Source organism: Cupriavidus pauculus (genome assembly GCF_003854935.1).
In the GTDB taxonomy this organism is placed as follows: domain Bacteria; phylum Pseudomonadota; class Gammaproteobacteria; order Burkholderiales; family Burkholderiaceae; genus Cupriavidus; species Cupriavidus pauculus_C.
On record NZ_CP033970.1, the window covers coordinates 925,945 to 945,845 of the forward strand.

General features: G+C 69.3%; 19 protein-coding genes. 8 read left to right on the top strand and 11 right to left on the bottom strand.

Translation table 11 applies throughout. The annotated features are described in order from the left end of the window. The first annotated feature begins 43 nt into the window (after positions 1–43). On the top strand, positions 44–1,036 hold the full coding sequence (locus EHF44_RS22195) for a Bug family tripartite tricarboxylate transporter substrate binding protein (protein WP_124685856.1): 993 nt from the start codon (positions 44–46) through the stop codon (positions 1,034–1,036). A 31-nt stretch (positions 1,037–1,067) separates the two neighbouring features. Beyond that, positions 1,068–2,207 (top strand): CaiB/BaiF CoA transferase family protein, encoded by a 1,140-nt coding sequence (locus EHF44_RS22200; protein WP_124685857.1) that lies wholly within the window; start codon positions 1,068–1,070, stop codon positions 2,205–2,207. Positions 2,208–2,431: 224 nt separating this feature from the next. Here the strand turns inward: EHF44_RS22200 and EHF44_RS22205 are convergent, their stop codons facing one another. From EHF44_RS22205 to EHF44_RS22215, 3 genes are read right to left on the bottom strand one after another with little or no spacing between them, the layout of a single operon-like run. Continuing rightward, complete coding sequence (locus EHF44_RS22205) at positions 2,432–3,877, bottom strand: LutB/LldF family L-lactate oxidation iron-sulfur protein (protein WP_124685858.1); 1,446 nt, start codon at positions 3,875–3,877, stop codon at positions 2,432–2,434. Beyond that, on the bottom strand, positions 3,874–4,584 hold the full coding sequence (locus EHF44_RS22210) for a LutC/YkgG family protein (RefSeq protein ID WP_124685859.1): 711 nt from the start codon (positions 4,582–4,584) through the stop codon (positions 3,874–3,876). Before EHF44_RS22210 ends, EHF44_RS22205 begins: the two co-directional genes overlap by 4 nt. Beyond that, positions 4,581–5,366 carry a (Fe-S)-binding protein gene (locus tag EHF44_RS22215; protein WP_124685860.1) on the bottom strand — a complete coding sequence of 262 codons (786 nt, stop codon included), beginning with the start codon at positions 5,364–5,366 and terminating at the stop codon, positions 4,581–4,583. The genes EHF44_RS22210 and EHF44_RS22215 overlap by 4 nt, the downstream gene beginning before the upstream one ends. Before the next feature lie 128 nt (positions 5,367–5,494). Here EHF44_RS22215 and EHF44_RS22220 point away from each other — a divergent pair, with 128 nt between their 5' ends. After that, a complete protein-coding gene (locus EHF44_RS22220; RefSeq protein ID WP_124685861.1) occupies positions 5,495–6,202 on the top strand; it encodes a FadR/GntR family transcriptional regulator in 708 nt (235 codons plus the stop codon). Positions 6,203–6,274: 72 nt separating this feature from the next. On the opposite strand, the gene EHF44_RS22225 is transcribed toward EHF44_RS22220, so the two are convergent. After that, a complete protein-coding gene (locus EHF44_RS22225; RefSeq protein WP_253700332.1) occupies positions 6,275–7,336 on the bottom strand; it encodes an AI-2E family transporter in 1,062 nt (353 codons plus the stop codon). A 149-nt stretch (positions 7,337–7,485) separates the two neighbouring features. On the opposite strand from EHF44_RS22225, the gene EHF44_RS22230 reads away from it, so the two are divergent. Beyond that, on the top strand, positions 7,486–8,868 hold the full coding sequence (locus EHF44_RS22230) for an ethanolamine ammonia-lyase subunit EutB (RefSeq protein ID WP_124685862.1): 1,383 nt from the start codon (positions 7,486–7,488) through the stop codon (positions 8,866–8,868). Positions 8,869–8,896: 28 nt separating this feature from the next. After that, on the top strand, positions 8,897–9,700 hold the full coding sequence (gene eutC / locus EHF44_RS22235; RefSeq protein WP_124685863.1) for an ethanolamine ammonia-lyase subunit EutC: 804 nt from the start codon (positions 8,897–8,899) through the stop codon (positions 9,698–9,700). A 12-nt stretch (positions 9,701–9,712) separates the two neighbouring features. Here eutC and EHF44_RS22240 read toward each other — a convergent pair whose 3' ends face one another. The 5 genes from EHF44_RS22240 to EHF44_RS22260 form a co-directional block, all read right to left on the bottom strand. Continuing rightward, on the bottom strand, positions 9,713–10,189 hold the full coding sequence (locus EHF44_RS22240) for an aminoacyl-tRNA deacylase (protein ID WP_124685864.1): 477 nt from the start codon (positions 10,187–10,189) through the stop codon (positions 9,713–9,715). Between the two features lie 33 nt (positions 10,190–10,222). Next, positions 10,223–11,167: a LysR family transcriptional regulator gene (locus tag EHF44_RS22245; RefSeq protein WP_124685865.1), complete on the bottom strand. Its 945-nt coding sequence runs from the start codon at positions 11,165–11,167 to the stop codon at positions 10,223–10,225. Between the two features lie 75 nt (positions 11,168–11,242). After that, on the bottom strand, positions 11,243–11,983 hold the full coding sequence (locus tag EHF44_RS22250; protein WP_124685866.1) for a Fic/DOC family protein: 741 nt from the start codon (positions 11,981–11,983) through the stop codon (positions 11,243–11,245). After that, positions 11,976–12,260: a hypothetical protein gene (locus tag EHF44_RS22255; protein ID WP_124685867.1), complete on the bottom strand. Its 285-nt coding sequence runs from the start codon at positions 12,258–12,260 to the stop codon at positions 11,976–11,978. The genes EHF44_RS22250 and EHF44_RS22255 overlap by 8 nt, the downstream gene beginning before the upstream one ends. Positions 12,261–12,404: 144 nt before the next feature. Further along, positions 12,405–13,718 (bottom strand): MFS family transporter, encoded by a 1,314-nt coding sequence (locus tag EHF44_RS22260; RefSeq protein WP_124685868.1) that lies wholly within the window; start codon positions 13,716–13,718, stop codon positions 12,405–12,407. A gap of 392 nt (positions 13,719–14,110) precedes the next feature. Between EHF44_RS22260 and EHF44_RS22265 the strand changes: the two genes are divergently transcribed. The 3 genes from EHF44_RS22265 to EHF44_RS22275 all read left to right on the top strand — a co-directional run bounded on the left by EHF44_RS22265 (position 14,111) and on the right by EHF44_RS22275 (position 16,361). Further along, positions 14,111–14,428, top strand: a complete 318-nt coding sequence (locus EHF44_RS22265) for a hypothetical protein (RefSeq protein WP_253700333.1) — start codon at positions 14,111–14,113, stop codon at positions 14,426–14,428. A gap of 138 nt (positions 14,429–14,566) precedes the next feature. Continuing rightward, a complete protein-coding gene (locus tag EHF44_RS22270) occupies positions 14,567–15,724 on the top strand; it encodes an acyl-CoA dehydrogenase family protein (RefSeq protein WP_124685870.1) in 1,158 nt (385 codons plus the stop codon). A gap of 58 nt (positions 15,725–15,782) precedes the next feature. Continuing rightward, positions 15,783–16,361, top strand: a complete 579-nt coding sequence (locus EHF44_RS22275) for a hypothetical protein (RefSeq protein ID WP_124685871.1) — start codon at positions 15,783–15,785, stop codon at positions 16,359–16,361. Between the two features lie 83 nt (positions 16,362–16,444). Here EHF44_RS22275 and EHF44_RS22280 read toward each other — a convergent pair whose 3' ends face one another. Beyond that, positions 16,445–16,816, bottom strand: a complete 372-nt coding sequence (locus tag EHF44_RS22280; protein WP_124685872.1) for a PHA-granule associated protein 4 — start codon at positions 16,814–16,816, stop codon at positions 16,445–16,447. 57 nt (positions 16,817–16,873) lie between these two features. Next, positions 16,874–19,735, bottom strand: a complete 2,862-nt coding sequence (locus EHF44_RS22285; protein ID WP_124685873.1) for a M16 family metallopeptidase — start codon at positions 19,733–19,735, stop codon at positions 16,874–16,876. Positions 19,736–19,901 lie beyond the last annotated feature (166 nt).

Consider the following 19,901-nt stretch of genomic DNA (forward strand, 5'->3'; position numbering starts at 1 on the left):
ACCGCGCCGATCCAAGACCCGCCTTACCCGGAGACAACGCATCATGCCCCACTGGCACCGCCGCGCGGCCCTGTCCGCCATCGCCTCGTTCGCCGCCTGCACGCTGCTGGCCACGCCCGCGCTGGCGCAGAAGGATTTCCCGAGCAAGCCCATCATGCTGGTGGTGACGTACCCGCCGGGCGGCCCCACCGATGCCATGGCCCGCACGCTGGCCGCCGCGCTCAAGAACAGCCTGGGCCAGCCCGTGGTGGTGGAAAACCGCGCCGGCGCGGGCGGCAATATCGGCGCCGAGGTGGTGGCGCGCGCCGAGCCGGACGGCTACACGCTGATGTTCGGCACGTCGGCGCCGCTGGCGATCAACGTGAGCCTGTATCGCAAGATCAACTACGACCCGGTCAAGAGCTTCGCGCCGGTGATCCAGATCGGCCACCTGCCCAACGTGCTGGTGGTCAACCCGGCCGTGCCGGCGAAGAACGTGCAGGAGCTGATTGCCTACGGGCGCGCGCATCCGGGCAAGCTGACCTATGCGTCGTCCGGCAACGGGGCGTCGTCGCACCTGGCCGGCGTGCTGTTCAACAACCTGGCCGGCACCGACTTCCAGCACGTGCCGTACAAGGGCACCGGCCCGGCGCTGAACGACCTGCTGGGCGGGCAGGTCAGCATGACGTTTACCGACGTGCTGACCGCGCTGCCGTTCATCAAGAGCGGCAAGGTGCGGGCGCTGGGCGTGACCACAAAGGGCCGCTCGCAGGCGCTGCCCGACGTGCCGACCGTGGCCGAGCAGGGTGTCCCGGGCTTCGATGTTTCGGTATTCTTCGGCGTGGTGGCACCGGCCGGCACGCCGGCCCCCGTCATTGGCAAGCTGAACCGCGCGTTCGCAGACGCGCTGCAGCAGCCCGACGTCCGCAAGACGCTGCTGGCGCAGGGGCTGGAACTGGCGCCGTCCACGTCGCCGGAACAGCTCGGGACGTTTGTGAAGGCCGAGGTCGGCAAGTGGCGTGCCGTGGTGCAGAAGTCCGGCGCGCAGCTGGACTGAGCCCCAACAGAAGAACACACAGGAAGAGACAATGACGCCAACCAAGACCGGCGCGCTGGCAGGTATCCGCGTGGTGGACCTGTCGCGCATCCTCGGCGGCCCGTTCTGCGGCCAGATCCTCGGCGACCACGGCGCCGACGTGCTCAAGATCGAACCGCCCCAGGGCGACGACACCCGCACCTGGGGCCCGCCGTTCCGCGACGGCGTGGCGTCCTACTACTTCGGCCTGAACCGCAACAAGCGCGTGATGAAGCTGGACCTGACGGCCGACGCCGACCGGCAGGTGCTGCTGGCGCTGCTGGCCGACGCCGACGTGCTGGTCGAGAACTTCAAGACCGGCACGATGGAGAAATGGGGGCTGGGCTTCGACGCGCTGTCGCAGCAGTTCCCGCGGCTGGTGCACTGCCGCGTGTCGGGCTTTGGCGCCGACGGCCCGCTGGGCGGCCTGCCCGGCTACGACGCGGCAATCCAGGCCATGGCCGGCATCATGAGCATCAACGGCGAGCCCGACGGCGACGCGCTGCGCGTAGGGCTGCCCGTGGTCGACATGGTCACGGGCCTGAACGCGGCGCTGGGCGTGCTGCTGGCGCTGCAGGAGCGCGAACGCAGCGGGCGCGGCCAGTTCGTCGAGGCGGCGCTCTACGATTCGGGCCTGTCGCTGCTGCATCCGCACGCGGCCAACTGGTTCATGAGCGGCAAGACGCCGGGCCGCACCGGCAACGCCCATCCGAACATCTACCCGTACGACACGGTGGCCACGGCCACCGACCCCATCTTCCTGGCCGTCGGCAACGACCGCCAGTTCCGCATCTTCTGCGCGCACATCGGCGTGGCCGAACTGGCCGACGACGAACGCTTTGCCACGGCCGGCGCGCGCTCGGTCAACCGCGCGCAGTTGAAAGGCACGCTGGAATCGAAGCTGGCCACCTGGGACGGCAAGGTGCTGGCCGACGAACTGTCCGCCGCCGGCGTGCCGTGCGCGCCGGTGCTGTCGGTGCCCGACGCCCTGACGCACCCGCACACCGCGCACCGCGAGATGGTCGTGGAGATGCCCGGCGGCTACAAGGGCCTGGGCGCCCCGGTCAAGCTGAGCCGCACCCCGGCCACGTACCGGTACGCGCCGCTGACGGAGGGCCATGCGTTCCTGCCACGGGAGGCGGCGAACGATTGAGGGGGGGGCCAGCCACGCGCCACAAGCCGTCGCCATGTGGGCTCCCCTCTCCCATGAAGTGGGAGAGGGGTTGGGGGAGAGGGCAATGCCGCGCAATATGCCACCGTTGCATCTTGAGGCGCCCGGCCCTCTCCCCCGGCCCCTCTCCCGCCTTGCGGGAGAGGGGAGCAACCCCCAGCGTTGAACGACCACCCCGGAGCCATCTCCCCCCCACCCCCCCGCCCCTACTCCGGCTGATCGCGTGCCGCCAGCAGGTCGGACAGGCTGCGCGGCGCCGGTGTCAGCGGCTGGCGGTGCTGCGTCCAGCCCATCTGCACCGACGGCGTGAACATGCGCAGCCGCGTGGCGGCCCATCGGAACAGCCGGTAGGCCGCCGGATGCGCGAACGCGCCGCTCCAGAAGCGCCAGACCAGGTGTTCGCGGCGGCTGTAGCGCGCGCCCTGGCCCTTGAGCGGATGGGGCACCGACTCGTCCGGGTTGCGGTTGGCCTCGGTGCGCAGGCGCACCAGCAGCTGCGGGATCGGGATGCGCACCGGGCAGACCTCGCCGCAGGCGCCGCACAGGCTCGACGCCGTGGGCAGGTCGGCCGTGGCGTCCAGGCCCAGCAGGTGGGGCGAGATGATCTTGCCGATCGGGCCCGGATAAGTCGTGCCATAGGCATGGCCGCCGATGCGCGTGTAGACCGGGCAGTGGTTCATGCAGGCGCCGCAGCGGATGCATTGCAGCGTCGCGCGCAACTGGGCGTCGGCGTAGGCCTGGCTGCGGCCGTTGTCCAGCAGCACCAGGTGCACCTCGCGCGGGCCGTCCCGCTCGCCCGCGCGGCGCGGGCCCGAGATCAGGTTGAAGTACGTGGTGATGGCCTGCCCGGTGGCCGAGCGCGTGAGCAGGCTCGACAGCGGCACGATATGCGACAGCCGGGCCACCACCTTTTCCATGCCCATGATGGCCACGTGCACGTCCGGCACGGTTGTCGACAGCCGGCCGTTGCCCTCGTTTTCCACCAGCCACAGCGTGCCGGTGTCGGCCGCCGCGAAGTTCACGCCGGACAGGCCGATGTCGGCCTCCACAAACGCCTGGCGCAGCGCGCGCCGGCCGGTCTGGATCAACGCGTCGACGTCCTCGGTGTAGGGCGTGTCGGGAATGTGCTGCGTGAACAGCGTGGCGATGTCGGCCTTGGTCTTGTGGATGGCCGGCATGACGATGTGCGACGGCTTCTCGTCGGCCAGCTGCACGATGTACTCGCCCATGTCGGATTCGATGCAGTCGATGCCGCGCGCGGCCAGGTAATGGTTCAGCTCCATTTCCTCGCTGGCCATCGACTTGCCCTTGATCACGCGCCGTGCGGCGTGCCGCTGCGCGATGCCGTGGATGATCGCGTTGGCCTCGTCGGCGGTCTCGGCCCAGTGCACCTGCACGCCGGCGCGCGTCAGGTTGGCTTCCAGTTCCGTCAGCAGGTCCGGCAGGTTGGCCAGCGCGTGCTGGCGCACGGCCTCGCCCAGGTCGCGCAGGCGCTCCAGCTCGTCGCCATCGGGAAACTGCACGGCGCGTTTCTGCTGCAGGAAGTCCATCGCGCCGCGAAAGCTCTTGCGCAGCTTGGGGTCGTCCAGCGCCTCGCGGGCACGGGCGCGGAAGTCCTGGCTGGGGACGAAATGCAGGGTTTGCTCGCTCATGGCGCGGCGTCTCCGTCGGTGACGATCACGACCCAGAGCTGGCGCGGGCCGTGCGCGCCGTAGGCCAGCGTCTGCTGGATGTCCGAGGTCTTGGACGGGCCGGACACCATGACCAGGTTGGTCGGCATGCCGTCGACCCAGCGTTCGGCGCGCACCGCGCTGTGCAGGTCGGGGTGCAGCGTCGACGCGTACACCAGCGCGATGTGGATCGGCGGCACCAGCGACATCGTGCGCGGCGAGCCCGCGTCGGGCGCCAGCACCAGCGTGCCGGTGGCAGCCAGCCCAGAGCGCGCAACCGTGAAGCCGGCGTCGATGGTGTCGAACAGCTCGGCCTTCCAGGCTTCGAGCGGGCGGTCGAACGCAACGGTGGCGATGCCGGCGGGCAGCGCCCGGGCCAGCGCAGTGCCTTCGGGGCGGGCCGTGTCGAGCAGCAGCCGGCGCACGCCTGCGGCGGCCAGCCGGCTGGCGACCCAGGCCGGCCAGCCGGCCGCATCGGTACAGACGACCTCGGCGTGCGAGGCGGTCAGCGCGGCCTGCATCGACGCGACCATCGCGGCCACGGCCGGGCGCTCGCCACGGCGGCTGTCGAAATGCTGGTCGATGCGGCGGTCCAGCGCGGCGGGGTCGTGCGCCAGCGTGGTCCCGGCATCGGGCGCGGCGGCGCGCAGGCGGCCCAGCATCCGCTCGCGGGGGCTCATGGCGGTCATGCGGCACCTCCGGTGCGGCGCCACAGGAACGACGCCAGGTGTTCCACGGGCAGCGGCGCGCCGGCGTGGGCCGCCGCGTGGCCGATGTTGAGCAGGCAGCCGCAGTCGGCCGATACCAGGCGGTCGCAGCCGGTGGCGCAGGCCGAGGCGACCTTGTCGCGCACCATCGCGCCCGAGATGTCGGCGTGCTTCAGCGAGAACGTGCCGCCAAAGCCGCAGCATTCGGATTCGCGCTCGTGCTCCACACGCGTGACGCCCGGCAAGGCATCGACCAGTGCCACGCCATGGCTGCGGGTGCCCATCTCGCGGCGCGCGGCGCACGACGTGTGCAGCACCACGCGCTCGGGGTGGCCCGCTGGCGCGGTATCGAAGCGGACGTGCAGCACGTTGAGCAGGAACTCGGCCAGTTCGTAGACGCGGCCGGCGATGTCGCTGGCCAGCATGGCGGCCTCGCTGCCGGTGGCGCCAGCGTCGGCAAACAGCTTCGGCCAGTGGTGCCGCATCATCCCGCCGCACGAGCCCGACGGCACGATGATCGGCCATGGCTCGCGGAACAGGTCCAGCTGGGCGCGGGCCACCTTGCGGGCTTGCTCGGGATTGCCGCTGCTGTAGGCCGGCTGGCCGCAGCAGCTCTGGCCGCGCGGAAAGTGGACGGTCAGCCCTTCGCGCTCCAGCAGGCGCACGGCGTCCAGGCCGGCTTGCGGGACGAACAGGTCGACCAGGCAGGTGCCGAACAGATACACCTGCTTGGGAATGGTGGTGGGGTACTGCCTGGATTGCATGTCTGCCTCCGGTGGCGCGGCCACGGGCGACACGCGCCGCGGCATTTTTGGGCGCATAATTCCCGCTCTCGCGCCGGAGCGCAAATTGGTTGGACCAATCCGGCGCACCGCGCAAGGAAAGGGAATCGATGGGGGGCAGCGCACGCAACCGCGTGGAAGACGTCATGCGCAGGATGGAGACCGCGCTGCTGGACGGCACGTGGCCCGTTGGCGCCCGGCTGCCTGCCGAGCGCGTGCTGGCCGAGCAGTACGCGGTGGCGCGCAACACGATCCGCGAGGCCATCCAGCGGCTGGCCGCGCGCGGCCTGCTGCAAAGCCGGCGGGGCGCGGGCGTCTACGTGACCGACCAGTTGCGCACCGGCATCGCCTCGCCCTGGGGCCAGCTCGTGGCCGACCACCCGGCGCTGCGCGACGACATCCTGGAGTTCCGTCGCGTGCTGGAAGGCGCCACCGCCTACTTCGCGGCGCTACGTGCCGACGCGGCCGACCTGAAGCGTATACGGGCGCTGCTGAAGGATCTGGAACGCGCGCGGCGCGCCGACGACAAGGCCGGCGAGGCCGATGCCGATGCCCGGCTGCACGACGCCATCGCGCAGGCATCGCACAACACGATGTTCCTGCACCTGCACACCAGCGTGATCGGCATGCTGCGCGAGCACATCACGGTCAACGGCACGGGGCTGCGGGAGTCCGACGGCGAGTCGCCGGACCTGCTGCTGCGCCAGCACCGCACGCTCTGCGAGGCCATCCTGGCCCGGCGGCCCGAGGAGGCCCGCACGGCCATGCAGACCCATATCGACTTCGTGCGCAGCAAGGTGGAAGGCGACGGCGCCTGAATTGGTCGTACCAGTTGCTGCGTACGACTTTCCAATGGAATCAGGCACTTGGGGCCGCGCCGTGGGGGGCCGCTACACCATCCCGGACGTGGTCAGCTCCCGCTTCACGTAGGCGTAGAAGATGGGGCCGGCAATGACGCCGGGGATGCCGTACAGCGTCTCCATCACCAGCATCACGGTCAGCAGCTCCCACGCGGCGGCCTGTATACGCGCGCCGATGATGCGCGCGTTCAGGAAGTATTCGAGCTTGTGGATGATCACCAGGTAGAGCAGCGACCCGATGGCGATGGGCAGCGACACCGACAGCGACGCGATCACGATGGCCGTGTTCGAGATCAGGTTGCCCAGCACCGGCAGCAGCCCGGCGATGAACGTGATGGCCACCAGCGTCTTCGACAGCGGCAGGTGCTGGTCGAACAGCGGCAGCACCAGCAGCAGGTAGACGGCGGTCAGCGCGGTGTTGATCGACGAGATCTGGATCTGGGCGAAGATGAACTGCGCGAACGACTGCTGCAGCGTGCGGGCGCGGTCGATCAGCGCGGCGGCCAGCGGGCGGCGGTTGGGCCGCGAGATGGCCCGGTACAGCGCCACCATCGCGCCGATGATCAGGCCCAGCAGGATATGGAGCAGCGTGCGCAGGATGTCGGTGCCCAGCCGCTGCGCCATCTGCGCGTGTTCGCGCATGGCGGCCAGCAGCGTGGTGACCAGTTCCTCGGTGCCGCTGGGCAGGTAGTCGCTGAGCCAGGTGGGTAGCTGCGCGCGGGACTGGTCGATGATGTCGGCCGCGTGGTCCAGCAACCGCTCCACCGTGGCGCTGTCGACGTTCAGGAAGTGGACCAGCGCCCAAATGCCGCCCGTGAGCGCCAGCAGGATGATGGCCGACAGGATGGCCACGGCCAGCGCGTCGCGCCGGGAATGGGTCAGGCGGGGCGCCAGCACGTCGACCAGCGAGTACAGCAGCAGCCCCGACAGCAGGGCGGCCACGAGGTTGGCGTGCATGACCAGCAGCAGCGCCCCGGCGGTCAGCACGTAGGACACGATGGTGACGGTCGGCCAGCGCCAGGGCGCGTGGGCGGCGGGGGCGATGGCAACGCCGTCGTCGGCGCGGTCTTCCGGGGTATCACACTGCGGCATGGGTGGCAAAGCACGGTGAAGGTGGAACGGGTAGGCGGATTGTCGATGTGCCGCGTAACAATGGCAAGTCGGCCGCGCGCCCGGCGCGGAACTTGCGTCGTTGGCGTCGCCTATAGTAGGCAGCAGGGCAGCCACCCCCAGGAGACCGCATGGCCTTCACCCATACCGTCGGCAGCCGCCGGCACGTGTTTGCCGACCTGCGCACGCTGCTGGCGCGGGCCAGCCCCGCGCGCTCGGGCGATGCACTGGCCGGCGTGGCCGCCGCCAGCGAGGAGGAACGCATGGCGGCGCGCATGGCGCTGGCCGAGATGCCGCTGGCCCGGTGCCTGACCGAGGCGCTGGTGCCGTACGAGGACGACGAGGTCACGCGGCTGATCGTCGACAGCCATGACGCCGCCGCGTTTGCGGAGATCGCTAGCCTGACCGTGGGCGACTTCCGCAACTGGCTGCTGCGCGAAGAGACCGATTCGGCCACGCTGGCGCGCGTGGCGCCCGGCATCACGCCCGAGATGGCGGCCGCCGCAAGCAAGCTGATGCGCAACCAGGACCTCGTGGCCGTGGCGCGCAAGTGCCGCGTGGTCACGGCGTTTCGCGGCACCATCGGGCTGCCGGGCCGGCTGGCCGTGCGGCTGCAGCCGAACCACCCGACCGACGACCCGCGCGGCATCGCGGCGTCCATCGTCGACGGCCTGCTCTACGGTTGCGGCGATGCCACCATCGGCGTCAACCCGGCCGGCGACAACCTGGGCGCCATCGTCACGCTGCTGAAGCTGATCGACGACATCCGCGCCCGCTACGATGTGCCGACGCAATCCTGCGTGCTGACCCACGTGACCAACACGTTGCGCGCGATGGAGCAGGGGGCGCCCGTGGACCTGGTGTTCCAGTCCGTGGCCGGCAGCCAGGCCGCCAACGCCGCGTTCGGCATCTCGCTGGCGCTGCTGGACGAAGCGCGGCAGGCGGCGCTGGCGCTGGGGCGCGGCACGGTGGGCCAGAACGTCATGTACTTCGAGACCGGCCAGGGCAGTGCGCTGTCGGCCAACGCGCACCACGGCGTGGACCAGCAGACGATGGAGGCCCGCGCCTACGCCGTGGCGCGCCACTTCGAGCCGCTGCTGGTGAACACGGTGGTCGGTTTCATCGGCCCCGAGTACCTGTACGACGGCAAGCAGATCATCCGCGCCGGGCTGGAGGACCATTTCTGCGGCAAGCTGCTGGGCGTGCCGATGGGCTGCGACGTCTGCTACACGAACCACGCGGAGGCCGACCAGGACGACATGGACACGCTGCTGACGCTGTTCGGCGTGGCCGGCATCAACTTCATCATGGGTGTGCCCGGCGCCGACGACATCATGCTGAACTACCAGAGCACGTCGTTCCACGACGCGCTGTACCTGCGCCACGTGCTGGGGCTGCGGCCCGCGCCCGAGTTCGAGCGCTGGCTGCAGGCGATGGGCATCCTCGACGGCGCCGGCAAGCTGCTGGACCCTGCCGCGCGCCAGCCGCTGCTGGCGATGGCCGCGTCGCTCTGACACGCTGACACGCCCCCGGAGACCGCCGATGCCGAAAACACCGCCGACCGTGCCGGACGTCCCGAACGTCCCAGCCGTCACGCCGGAGTCGTCCCACCCCTGGCGCCGCCTGCGGCAATTCACGCGCGCCCGCCTGGCCATCGGCCGCACGGGCCATGCGCAGACCACCGACACAATCCTGGCATTCGGCCTGGCCCACGCGCAGGCCCGCGACGCAGTGCACCTGCCGCTGGACGCGCCGGCCATCGACACCTTGCTGCGGCAGGCCGGCCACACGGTCGTGCGGGTCCACAGTGCCGCTCCCGACCGCGAGACCTACCTGCGCCGGCCCGACCTGGGCCGCCGGCTCGATGCCGACAGCCAGGGCCGGCTGGCGCCTGACGGCCAGCCGTGGGACGTTGTGTTCGTGATCGCCGATGGCCTGTCCGCGCTTGCCGCCCAGCGCCATGCGGTGCCGCTGCTGGAGGCGGTGCTGGCGCGGCTGTCGCAGTGGCGCGTGGGGCCGGTGGTCATCGCCGAACAGGCGCGCGTGGCGCTGGGCGACGACATCGGCGAACGGCTGCGCGCGCGCCAGGTGGTGATGCTGATCGGCGAGCGCCCGGGCCTGAGTTCGCCCGACAGCCTGGGCATCTACCTGACGTACGACCCCCGCATCGGCCGCACCGATGCGCAGCGCAACTGCATCTCGAACGTGCGGCCCGAAGGGCTGCCGTACGCGCACGCGGCGGATCGACTGGTTTTCCTGCTCAGGGGAGCAGTGGCGCTGGGGCGGTCGGGGGTGGACCTGAAGGACGACAGCGCCGCCGGGCCGGCGACGCTGCCAGGGACGTGACGGCTGCTGCCGCTACGACATCATGAGCCGCGAGAAGCGGCCGCGCTGGGCGTCTTCCATCAGCTTCATGAACTGGTCGCGGTCCATGTGTACCAGCTCCAGGTGGTCGCCCGCCTCGAACCAGACTTCGGGCTCGTCGAACAGGCTGTCGTCGACGTAGGTCTGCATGCCGTACGACATGGCGCAGGGCGGAATCGCGCCCAGGTCGCAGTCCTTGAACACCTCGCGGATCTCGTCCTCGTGCGCCAGCACGAGCTTGCGGCCGGTCATCTCGCACAGCGCCGAAAGCTGCAGGTGATGGTTCGACGGGATCACCGCGGCCACGTAGCCGCCTTCGTCCTCCAGCAGCAGCGTCTTGGCCAGCCGATGGCCCGGCACGTGCGCGGCGTGCGCCGTGGCCATGCTGCTGAGGCTGTATGGATGGCGGATGATGTCGAACCGGCTGTTCATGCGGCTGAGCCGGCCAGCCAGTGTGCCTGCCATTGCCATGATCGTCTTCCTCCCCGCGCCGCGGGGCGCGGACTAGTCCTCGGTGCTCTCACTATAGGCACTGTCGCCGCCCATGCGGGGCCAGATTGCCTGCAGCTCGGTCTTGAGGAACGTCAGCAGGTAGCGCGTGGCCATGGTCTGGTAGCGGTTCGGCATCGTCAGCATGTACAGCCGGCTGCCGAACACGCTGATGCGGTAGTCCGCCAGCAGCGGCTCCAGCGCGCCGGCCTGCAGGTCCTTGTGCACCGCGTAGAGCGGAAAGATGCCGATGCCCAGGCCGCTGACCACCGCATCCTTCAGGAAGGCGAAGTTCTCGGAACTCAGCGTCGGTTCCAGCACCACCTGTTCCCGCTCGCCGGTGTCGTGCCGGATACCCGCCGCCTTGAGCTTCTGGCCAATCGGCGACGCGCACACGATCGCATGCCCGGCCAGCTCGGCCAGCGCCACCGGCCGGCCGCGCGCGTCCAGGTAGGCCGGCGCCGCGCAGACCACCCAGTCGACGGTGCCGATCTCGGTCGCCACCACCGAATCGGGCGGCGTCGAGATGATGCGCAGCGCCACCTCCACGTCCTCTGAGACAAGGTTGTGGATGCGGTTGTCGAACACGACGTCGAGCGTGATGTCGGGGTAGCGCTGCTTGAACTGCACCAGCAGCGGCGACAGCATGGCATGGCCCAGCCCGGTCGGTACCGACAGCCGCACATGCCCCTGCAGGCTCTTGCCCATGCTGCTGATCAGCGCATTCGCGGCGGCCACTTCGCCCAGGATGTTGCGCCCGTGCTCGTACAGCCCGGCACCCACCGGCGTCGGCTCCACGTGACGCGTGGTCCGCCGCAGCAACTGCACGCCAAGCTCCTCCTCCAGCGCCTTGAGGTGGTAGCTGACATTGGCGCGCGTCATCTTGAGCTTGCGCGCGGCGGCGCTGAGATTGCCGGCGTCGACGATATCGACGAACAGGCGCAGGGCGTTGAGATCCATGGCAGGGCTGGCGCGGAAACGAAAAAAGGGGCCCGAAGGCCCCTCAGTTTGCCATGGTGGCGGGGTCAGAAGCGGCTATTCGTGGCCGCCAAGGCTGTCGCCGCGCGCGCGAGCGGCCTCCTGATAGCGGGCCAGTGCGGCGAGGTCGTCCTGCTGGTACGCGATGTTGTCGTCCGGGCGGCTGCGGCCATCCAGGCCCGGCAGGTCGACCAGCCGGGACACCCAGTTCTGTTGTGGAATCAGCGGGCAGATCAGCGGCTGGAGATACGCATCGAGAATGCCTTGGTCCGGTGTGCGCAGCTCCGCCGTCAGCGCTTCCAGATAACCGTTCTTGCGCGACTGGCGCCAGTCAACGGAAAACCCCGCGCGTCCGCACAAGGCGGTGTGGACCAGCAGCATCGTGCGGCCGTTGCCATCCAGGAACGGGTGGCCCCACGCGAAAGCGCCCATCACGACACCGGGCTTGCGTCGCATTACCGCGGCGTCTGCGCCCATGCGCAGACCCCAGCCGACTGCCTGGCGGCTGAGTTCCGAGACTTCGAACTGGACGTCGCCCTTGGCGACGAGTCGCCCGACCCCCAGCATCTGGCGGTCCTGTCCCGCCCACGGGTAGAAATCGCGAAAAAGAATTGCGTGGACAGCGAGGAAGTGTTCGTACTGGATCGCGTCGGGGATGGTGGCAAGATAATCCAGCGCTTCTTCCAGGTTGGCCTCGAAGAAGGCGTGTTCCTGGATCTTGACTTCATCCAGGTCCTTGAGCTGTTCGAAGTTCCGGAGATAGCCCGCGCTGGCGAAATCACCGAACGGATCAAACACGCTTGCGTTCCCGCATGTGGTTGGTCATCAGGCGGGCCATCTGCCGGCCGTTGATGAGATGCCGCTTCTTCAGCGCGACCAGCAGCTTCTCGGTGGCATCGAGCGAGACATCGTCGCCGGACGCCCGGGTCACGGCCTCGGTCCAGTCGTCCAGGGCGGTGCGCTGGAATCGCACGTCGTGGGCCAGGGCAAAGTCGCGGACGAATTCGCTGACCTGGGTCGTGGGCAGGGCGTCCAGTTCGGCAGGCAATGACGTGGGGGGGTGGGAGCGTCCCATGGTGCCTCGCGGCAGAGTGACATGGGCCCAAATTAGCGGGTTTGCCGGGGCCGGTCAACCTCCCGAAAGCAACACGGCCTGTCCGCAGACAGGCCGTGGCGGATGGTGCGGGCGCGGCCGGTTGCCCGGTCCCGCCCGCCCGTCTCAATGCTCGTGATGCAGGTACTTCGCCTGGCGCGGCAGCCGCAGGCTGACCAGGAAGGCGATGACCATCATGGCGGTGACGTACCAGTAGAACGCGTTCTCGTGGCCGATGGACTTCAGGCCCAGGGCCACGTACTCGGCCGAGCCGCCGAACAGGGCGTTGGCCACCGCGTAGGCCAGGCCCACGCCCAGGGCGCGTACTTCGGGCGGGAACATCTCGGCCTTCACGATGCCGCTGATCGACGTGTAGAAGCTGACGATGGCCAATGCCACGCAGATCAGCAGGCCGGCCAGCTCGGGGCTGGACACGGTCTTGAGCGCGGTCAGGATGGGCACCGTGGCGATGGCGCCCAGGGCGCCGAACAGCAGCATGTTGGTGCGGCGGCCGATGCGGTCGGACAGCGCGCCGAAGAACGGCTGCATGCACATGTAGAGGAACAGGCAGACGGTCATCACGTAGCTGGTGGTCTTGATCGGCAGGTGGGCCGTGTTGACCAGGAACTTCTGCATGTACGTGGTGAACGTGTAGAAGATCAGCGAGCCGCCGGCCGTGTAGCCCAGCACCGTGAAGAACGCGGCCTTGTGATGGCGGAAGATCGCCGCCACGCTGCCGGCTTCCTTGTTGTTGCGCTGTTGTGCCGTGGTGGTTTCATGGAGCGTGCGGCGCAGCAGCAGCGCCACGACCGCCGTGATGGCGCCGACCACGAACGGGATGCGCCAGCCGTACGCCTTCAGCTCGGCCTCGGTCAGCAACTGTTCCAGGATGACCACGACCAGCACCGCCAGCAACTGGCCGCCGATCAGCGTCACGTACTGGAACGACGAGAAGAAGCCGCGCCGGCCCTTGAGCGCCACTTCGCTCATGTAGGTGGCCGTGGTGCCGTACTCGCCGCCCACGGACAGGCCCTGCAGCAGCCGGGCCAGCAGCAGCAGCGCGGGCGCCCAGTTGCCGATGGTGGCGTAGGTGGGCAGGCAGGCGATCAGCAGCGAGCCGCAGCACATCATGATCACGGAGATCAGCAGCGAGTTCTTGCGGCCGTTGCGGTCGGCGATGCGCCCGAACAGCCAGCCGCCGATCGGCCGCATCAGGAAGCCCGCCGCGAACACGCCGGCGGTGTTCAGCAACTGCGCGGTGGGGTCGCCTTTCGGGAAGAACGCCGGCGCGAAGTAGATGGCGCAGAACGCATAGATATAGAAGTCGAACCACTCGACGAGGTTGCCGGACGACGCGGCCACGATGGCAAAGACGCGCTTTCTGGTTTCTTCGGGGGACGGTGGCGTGCCGGTGATGGCCGGGGAGGCGATGTCTGTCATAGGACCTTGTGTTGTATCTGGGCGGCGGGGGCGCCGCGGGTCGGGTCGGGCGGGGCGCGGCGGGGCGCGGCGGGCGGGCCGGCGCGCCATCCGGGCGGGGCCTCGCGCACGGGCGCCCTTGAGGCTGGCTAGCGTAACCGGTAACCGTGACGCTCCCAAGGGGGCCGCGCCGCATCCTGTGCGGCCGATGTTGCAAATGCCTTGCCAGCGGCGGCTTTGCGCCGCATTGTCTGACGGGATGGAAAGAGTTATTACGAAATTCGCCCGAAAAGCGTCAAAAATGCACGGGCCTGACTTCGGTCATCCGGCCAGCTTGCGCCGGCCGTGCGCCTGCGCAATGATGCTCGCCGATTCTGAACGCCGCGCCTTTCAATCTCCTTGTCGACACCATCGTGCGCTACTTCTTCGTCCTGCTTGCCACCTTGCTCTGGGCCTCGGGCCCGGCCCGCGCCGAAGGCGACGCCAGCCTTGTCCAGTGCCAGCGGATCGGTCAGGCCCAGCTGCGCACGGCGTCCGAGCAGACGCTGCTGTTCCTGCGCTGCCGCGCGCGCCAGATTTCCTACGAGGCGCCGCGGCTGCACGGCGTGACCCAGAAGTTCAAGGACGACCTGGTGTTCGCCTGCCTGGACCAGGCCGACGAGGCCGAGCACCAGCTCCGGGTGCGCCACGGCTACACACGCGAGACCCTGGCCCGCAAGAAATGTGACTAATTTGCAACACCGGGGCGTCATATCCAGCACTGTCAAAAATTATTGACGGTTCTGTCCAAGTCGCCGTGGATTGTCAAAACCGATGGTCGGCGTACCATTGGCGGCCATTGACATTGCACCGACTCACCGGAGATAGCCATGGCCCTCGACGCCGAATCCTTTTCCCTGCTGCGCGCTTCGGTGCAGCGGTTCATCGATGACCGCCTGAAGCCGGCCGAGGACACGCTGGAAGAAATCGACGACGTGCCGGCCGATATCGTGGCCGACATGAAGGAGATGGGCCTGTTCGGCATCTCGATCCCGGAAAACTACGGTGGCATCGGGCTGTCGATGTCGCAGGAATGCGATGTGGTGTACGACCTCGGCCACACCGCCTTTGCATTCCGCTCGGTGTTCGGCACCAATGTCGGCATCGGCTCGCAGGGCATCCTGATGGACGGCACCGAGGAGCAGAAGCAGACCTATCTGCCGAAGATCGCCAGTGGCGAACTGGTGATTTCGTTCGCGCTGACCGAGCCGAACGCGGGGTCTGACGCCGCGTCGCTGCAGACCCGCGCCGAGCTTGACGGCGACCACTACGTCATCAACGGCACCAAGCGATTCATCACCAACGCGCCGCGTGCCGGCGCATTCACGCTGATGGCCCGCACGGGCGGCCCGGGCGCGTCGGGCATCTCGTCGTTCATCGTCCCGGCCGACACCCCGGGCATCTCGCTGGGCAAGCCGGACAAGAAGATGGGCCAGCGCGGCACCAAGACGTGCGACGTGGTGCTCGAAAACGTCCGCGTACCGGCCGCGAACATCATCGGCGGCGTGCCGGGCGTGGGTTTCAAGACCGCCATGAAGGTGCTGGACCGGGGCCGCTTGCATATCTCGGCGCTGGCCTGCGGCATGGCGCACCGCCTGATTACCGACGCCGTAGCCTACGCCAAGGAGCGCAAGCAGTTCGGCAAGCCCATCGGCGACTTCCAGTTGATCCAGGGCATGCTGGCCGACAGCCAGGCGGAACTGTACGCGGGCCTGTCGATGGTGCGCGACTGCGCGCAGCGGTACGACGCCAAGCCGGCCGGCAAGAGCGACCCCGAGGTCAGCATGCTGGCATCGTGCACCAAGATGTTCTGTACCGAGATGGTGGGCCGCGTGGCCGACCGCGCGGTGCAGATCCATGGCGGCGCCGGCTACATTGCCGAATACAAGGCCGAGCGGTTCTACCGCGACGTGCGCCTGCTGCGCCTGTACGAGGGCACCACCCAGATCCAGCAGTTGATCATCGCCAAGCAACTGCTGCGCGACTGAGCCGCGCGACGCGCAGGCGAGCCGGACTGACCGGCCTGACGAGGGGATAGGAGACAGGATGAGCAAGATCCAGGTAGCGGCCCCGCAGGGGTCGGGCAGGTCGGCGGTGGCGGGCAAGCCCGTCGCCGAGCTGGCCGCCAATGACGCGGTCCATCGGCTCCGCGCCGTGGTGGCCACGTACCGCACGGGCCTGCAGGCCTACACGCTCGTGGTATCGGCCCGGGAGCTGGTGGCGCTCTCGAACGGCCCCGAACCCACGCATTCGGCGCGCGACTACCGCGCGCAGGCCCATCTGGATCGGCTGCACCGCGCGGTCCGCGACTGCGGACTGGCGTTGCCCAACGCCATCGTGGTGGCCGTGGCAGGCGGCGTCATGCGCTGCGAATGCGACCACCTGTACTCGCTCGACCTCGACCGCAAGGCCGGCGACGGCCTGATCGTCCTCGACGGCTACGACCGCCTGACCGAACTGGCGCAGAGCGGGCGCGGCCATATCAAGACGCTGGTTACCGCCGTGCTGTGCTCCAGCAACATCCCCGACGCCGAACAGCCAGCCGTCCGGACCGAAGCCGACTGCGCCGTCATGCACGCCATGGCCGCGGCGCGCTGGGCCGGCGCCACGCGCGTCTGGCGCTGAGCCGGATGGCGGCGGCGTGGGGCGGGTAGCCAATCCGCTCCCTCGCGTGCCATGGCGCCCACCCTGGCCATCCTGGCCGACCTTTATGCCCAGATGGTGTCGACCTCGCGCAGCAGATGGCCGGCGAGGATGTAGTCGCCCAGCCGCGTCGCCTTGGCCTCCAGGTCCAGCAGCTCGCGGTCGGCCAGCGAGCCCAGATCGAACTGGCAATACAGGTTCCGCTGCCGGAACGTCGTCTTGGGTTTGCCCAGCCCCTCCAGCAATGCTTCGCGGGACCGCACGGCAACACTCTCCTGTCCGCGATATTGCACTTTGATGCCCCGCTTCTCGCCGAGCCGGCCGAGCTCGATGGCGTCCTGCCATCCGGTCTCGTAGTCCAGCTCAAGCGCCAGCGCCTGCTCCGAGGTCAGAAGCCTGAGCGCCTCCGCCTTGCTGCCAGCTCGCACGATTGACATCCACACCTCAAGTCTCAACAAAACACTGTATGAATATACAGTGATCGACCCATTGCCTCAAGGCTTGCCTGCGTCGGCCGGAGCCACCGCCGCCTGGCCGCCGCCATCGGCCCCCGTCGCGGCCGGTATGCCCCCCGCGCCGCCGAAATCGCCCGCGAACGCCTGCGTCAGCGTGGCCGGGCCCAGATAGCGCCGGATGGCGGCATTGACGGCGTCGGGCGTCGCCGTGCGAATGGCTTCCTCGATGGCGGCCGTATGGGCCATGGTCCGGCCCAGGTACGCCTGGTTGGCCAGGGCGCCTGCCAACGCGCCGTCGCGGGTGCGGCTCACCATGCCGGCCTGCAACAGGCCGCTGGCCGCCTCCGACAGTTCGCTGGCCGTGATGCCATCGCGGACAAACCGCGCCAGTTCCTCGTTGACGGCCTTGCGCAGCCGGGGCAGGTTCTGCGGCGCGTAGGCGGCCCACAGCCCGAAGCGGCCGGCGCGGTCCAGCGCGCCGATGGTCAGCGAGCTGGACGAGCCGTAGCTGATGCCGTCAACCTGCCGCAGCCGGTCGGCCAGCCGGCTGCGCATGCCCGTGCCGCCAAACACGCGGCTCGCGATCAGCATCAGCGGGTAGTCGGGCGAATCACTGACCAGATCGATAGGCTGCGCCGCCACGAAGACGGCGTTGGCCTTGCCCGGCGTATCGAGCGTGAATTCGGTGGCCGGAATGGCCACGAACGGTCGGTCCACGCGCTCGAACGGCACCGCCGCACGCCAGTCGCCGAACAGGTAGTCGGACTGCCGGACCGCGTCCGCGGCATCGAAATCGCCGACGATGGCCAGTTGCGCGTGCTCGGTGCCGTAGAAGCGGGCATGGAAGTCGCGCAAGCTGTCCACCGACACGCTCTTGAGCTCGGCCACGCTTTCGTCGAAGGTGGGCGTGTAGCGCGGATCGCCGGGCGGATACGGATTGCCGTGGCGCCCCAGCGCGTTCGGGGCGAGCGCGCCCGGCTGCTTGCGCTGGCTCTCGATGCCCGCAATGCTGGTGGCGCGCAGCGTTTCCAGCTCGTTCGCCGGGAAGGTCGGCATCCGCAGCACGGTACGCAGCAGGGCCAGCAGGTCGGGCAGGTGCTCGCGGCGGGTTTCGAAGCGAACCGTCAGCCGTTCGTCACTGCCGGAAATCGACACGTTGGCCTTCAGCGCCTCGATCCGGTCGGCGATCTGCTGCCGCCCGAACGCGCCGGCGCCCCGGTCCAGCATGGCCGCCGTCAGCGATCCGACCGAACTCTTGCCCTGCAGCGCCTGGACGTTGCCAAAGCGCAGGATCAGCGTGCCGTTGACCGCCCCGCCGCGTGTGGGCTTGGGCAGCAGCGCCAGTTGCATGCCGTTGGGCAGCGTCTGGCGCACGGTGTGGGCGTCGATGTTGGCGGGGCTCGGGTCGAACGGCGCCACGGCCTGGGCGGGCGGCTTGCCCGTGTAGTGCTGCGTCAGCGCGGCCACGTCCGGGCTGGCGGGAATGCTGGCGAGCTGGGGCTTGTCGCCCGGCACGAACTCGCCCACGGTGCGGTTGGCCGGGCGCAGGTAGTTCTCGGCCACGCGCTGCACGTCGGCCAGCGTGGTGGTTTCCACCCGGTCGCGGTTGATGAAGAACAGGCGCCAGTCGCCCTTGGCGATGGCCCCGGACAGCGCCACGCCATAGGCGGCCGGATCGTTGAGCGTCTTCTCGTAGGCGTTGCGCAGCCGCACGCGGGCGCGTTCCAGTTCCGGCTCGGTGATCGGCTGCGCCGCCAAGCCTTCCACGGTGGCCAGCAGCGCGTCGCGCACCGGGCCGAGCGGGCGGTCCTTGCTGGTGCCCGCCGCGAACTGGATCACGCCGGGGTCCTTCATCGACGTGAAGAACGACCCCTGCCACGCCGCCTTGCGCGTGTCGACCAGCGCGTGTTCGAGCCGCCCGCCCGGCGTGTCGGCCAGGATGACGGCCAGCAGGTCCAGCGCCGTCGTGTCCGGGTGGGCGCCCGGCGCCACGTGATACATCGCGGCGACGATGCTGCTGTCGCCCGGGCGCGTCAGCAGCAGCTCGCGGGCGCCCTCCTGCGGCGGTTCCACGGTGTACTCGGCCGGCAGCACGCGCGTCGGGCGCGGGATCGGCCCGAACGCCTGCTCGATGCGCGCCAGCGTGCGGGCTGGATCGAACTGGCCGGTCACCACCAGCACGGCGTTGTCCGGCTGGTAGTAGCGGCGGTAGAACGCCTGCAGGTTGTCGATGCCCACGCGCTCCACGTCGCTGCGCGCGCCGATGATCGCCTTGCCGTAGTTGTGCCAGCGGTAGGCCGCCGCGTACATCTGCTGCTGCAGCATGCGCATGGGATTGTTCTCGCCAATCTCCATCTCGTTGCGCACCACGGTCATCTCGCTGTCCAGGTCCTTGCGCGCGACGAAGCTGTTGACCATGCGGTCGGCTTCCATGCGCAGGGCCCAGTCCAGGTTGTCCTCGCTGGCCGCGAAGGTCTGGAAGAAGTTGGTGCGATCCTGGTTCGTGGTGCCGTTGTACTGCATGCCCCGGCGCGCCAGCTCCGTCGGAATCGTCTTGCCCGGCAGCGATGGCGTGCCCTTGAACAGCAGGTGTTCGAGCAGGTGCGCCATGCCGGTTTCGCCATAGTTTTCATGGCGGCTGCCGACCAGGTAGGTCATGTTGACCGTGGTGGTCGGCTGCGCGTCGTCGGGTGCCAGCAGCACGCGCAGGCCGTTGGGCAGCCGGTACTCGGTGATGCCCTCGACCGTGGTGACGCGCACCGCACGCGCCACCGGCGCGGACGGCGGCGCGGCGGTCGGGCCGGTGCGCGCCGCCTGCGCGGCGGGCGCCACCAGGCCGAAAGCGGTGGCAAGGGCGGCGGCCAGGCTGGCCATGCCGGCGGCGGAACGACGACGCTTCATGCGGACTCCGGGTTGAGGCGGCACGCGCGGCACGATGGGCCATCGGGCGGCGCGGGTGAGCAGATTCTAGCCGCACGCGGGCGCCATGCAACGCTGGCCAGCGCACTTTCAGAATCGGGGCCGAAGTGCGTCAGCATTCATACAATTGGCGCGCAGGCGCATGTCC

Coding starts and splice junctions, on each gene's coding strand:
- EHF44_RS22195 (WP_124685856.1), top strand. CDS start 44: ATGCCCCACTGGCACCGCCGCGCGGCCCTGTCCGCCATCGCCTCGTTC.
- EHF44_RS22200 (WP_124685857.1), top strand. CDS start 1,068: ATGACGCCAACCAAGACCGGCGCGCTGGCAGGTATCCGCGTGGTGGAC.
- EHF44_RS22205 (WP_124685858.1), bottom strand. CDS start 3,877: ATGAGCGAGCAAACCCTGCATTTCGTCCCCAGCCAGGACTTCCGCGCC.
- EHF44_RS22210 (WP_124685859.1), bottom strand. CDS start 4,584: ATGACCGCCATGAGCCCCCGCGAGCGGATGCTGGGCCGCCTGCGCGCC.
- EHF44_RS22215 (WP_124685860.1), bottom strand. CDS start 5,366: ATGCAATCCAGGCAGTACCCCACCACCATTCCCAAGCAGGTGTATCTG.
- EHF44_RS22220 (WP_124685861.1), top strand. CDS start 5,495: ATGGGGGGCAGCGCACGCAACCGCGTGGAAGACGTCATGCGCAGGATG.
- EHF44_RS22225 (WP_253700332.1), bottom strand. CDS start 7,336: ATGCCGCAGTGTGATACCCCGGAAGACCGCGCCGACGACGGCGTTGCC.
- EHF44_RS22230 (WP_124685862.1), top strand. CDS start 7,486: ATGGCCTTCACCCATACCGTCGGCAGCCGCCGGCACGTGTTTGCCGAC.
- eutC (WP_124685863.1), top strand. CDS start 8,897: ATGCCGAAAACACCGCCGACCGTGCCGGACGTCCCGAACGTCCCAGCC.
- EHF44_RS22240 (WP_124685864.1), bottom strand. CDS start 10,189: ATGGCAATGGCAGGCACACTGGCTGGCCGGCTCAGCCGCATGAACAGC.
- EHF44_RS22245 (WP_124685865.1), bottom strand. CDS start 11,167: ATGGATCTCAACGCCCTGCGCCTGTTCGTCGATATCGTCGACGCCGGC.
- EHF44_RS22255 (WP_124685867.1), bottom strand. CDS start 12,260: ATGGGACGCTCCCACCCCCCCACGTCATTGCCTGCCGAACTGGACGCC.
- EHF44_RS22260 (WP_124685868.1), bottom strand. CDS start 13,718: ATGACAGACATCGCCTCCCCGGCCATCACCGGCACGCCACCGTCCCCC.
- EHF44_RS22270 (WP_124685870.1), top strand. CDS start 14,567: ATGGCCCTCGACGCCGAATCCTTTTCCCTGCTGCGCGCTTCGGTGCAG.
- EHF44_RS22275 (WP_124685871.1), top strand. CDS start 15,783: ATGAGCAAGATCCAGGTAGCGGCCCCGCAGGGGTCGGGCAGGTCGGCG.
- EHF44_RS22280 (WP_124685872.1), bottom strand. CDS start 16,816: ATGTCAATCGTGCGAGCTGGCAGCAAGGCGGAGGCGCTCAGGCTTCTG.
- EHF44_RS22285 (WP_124685873.1), bottom strand. CDS start 19,735: ATGAAGCGTCGTCGTTCCGCCGCCGGCATGGCCAGCCTGGCCGCCGCC.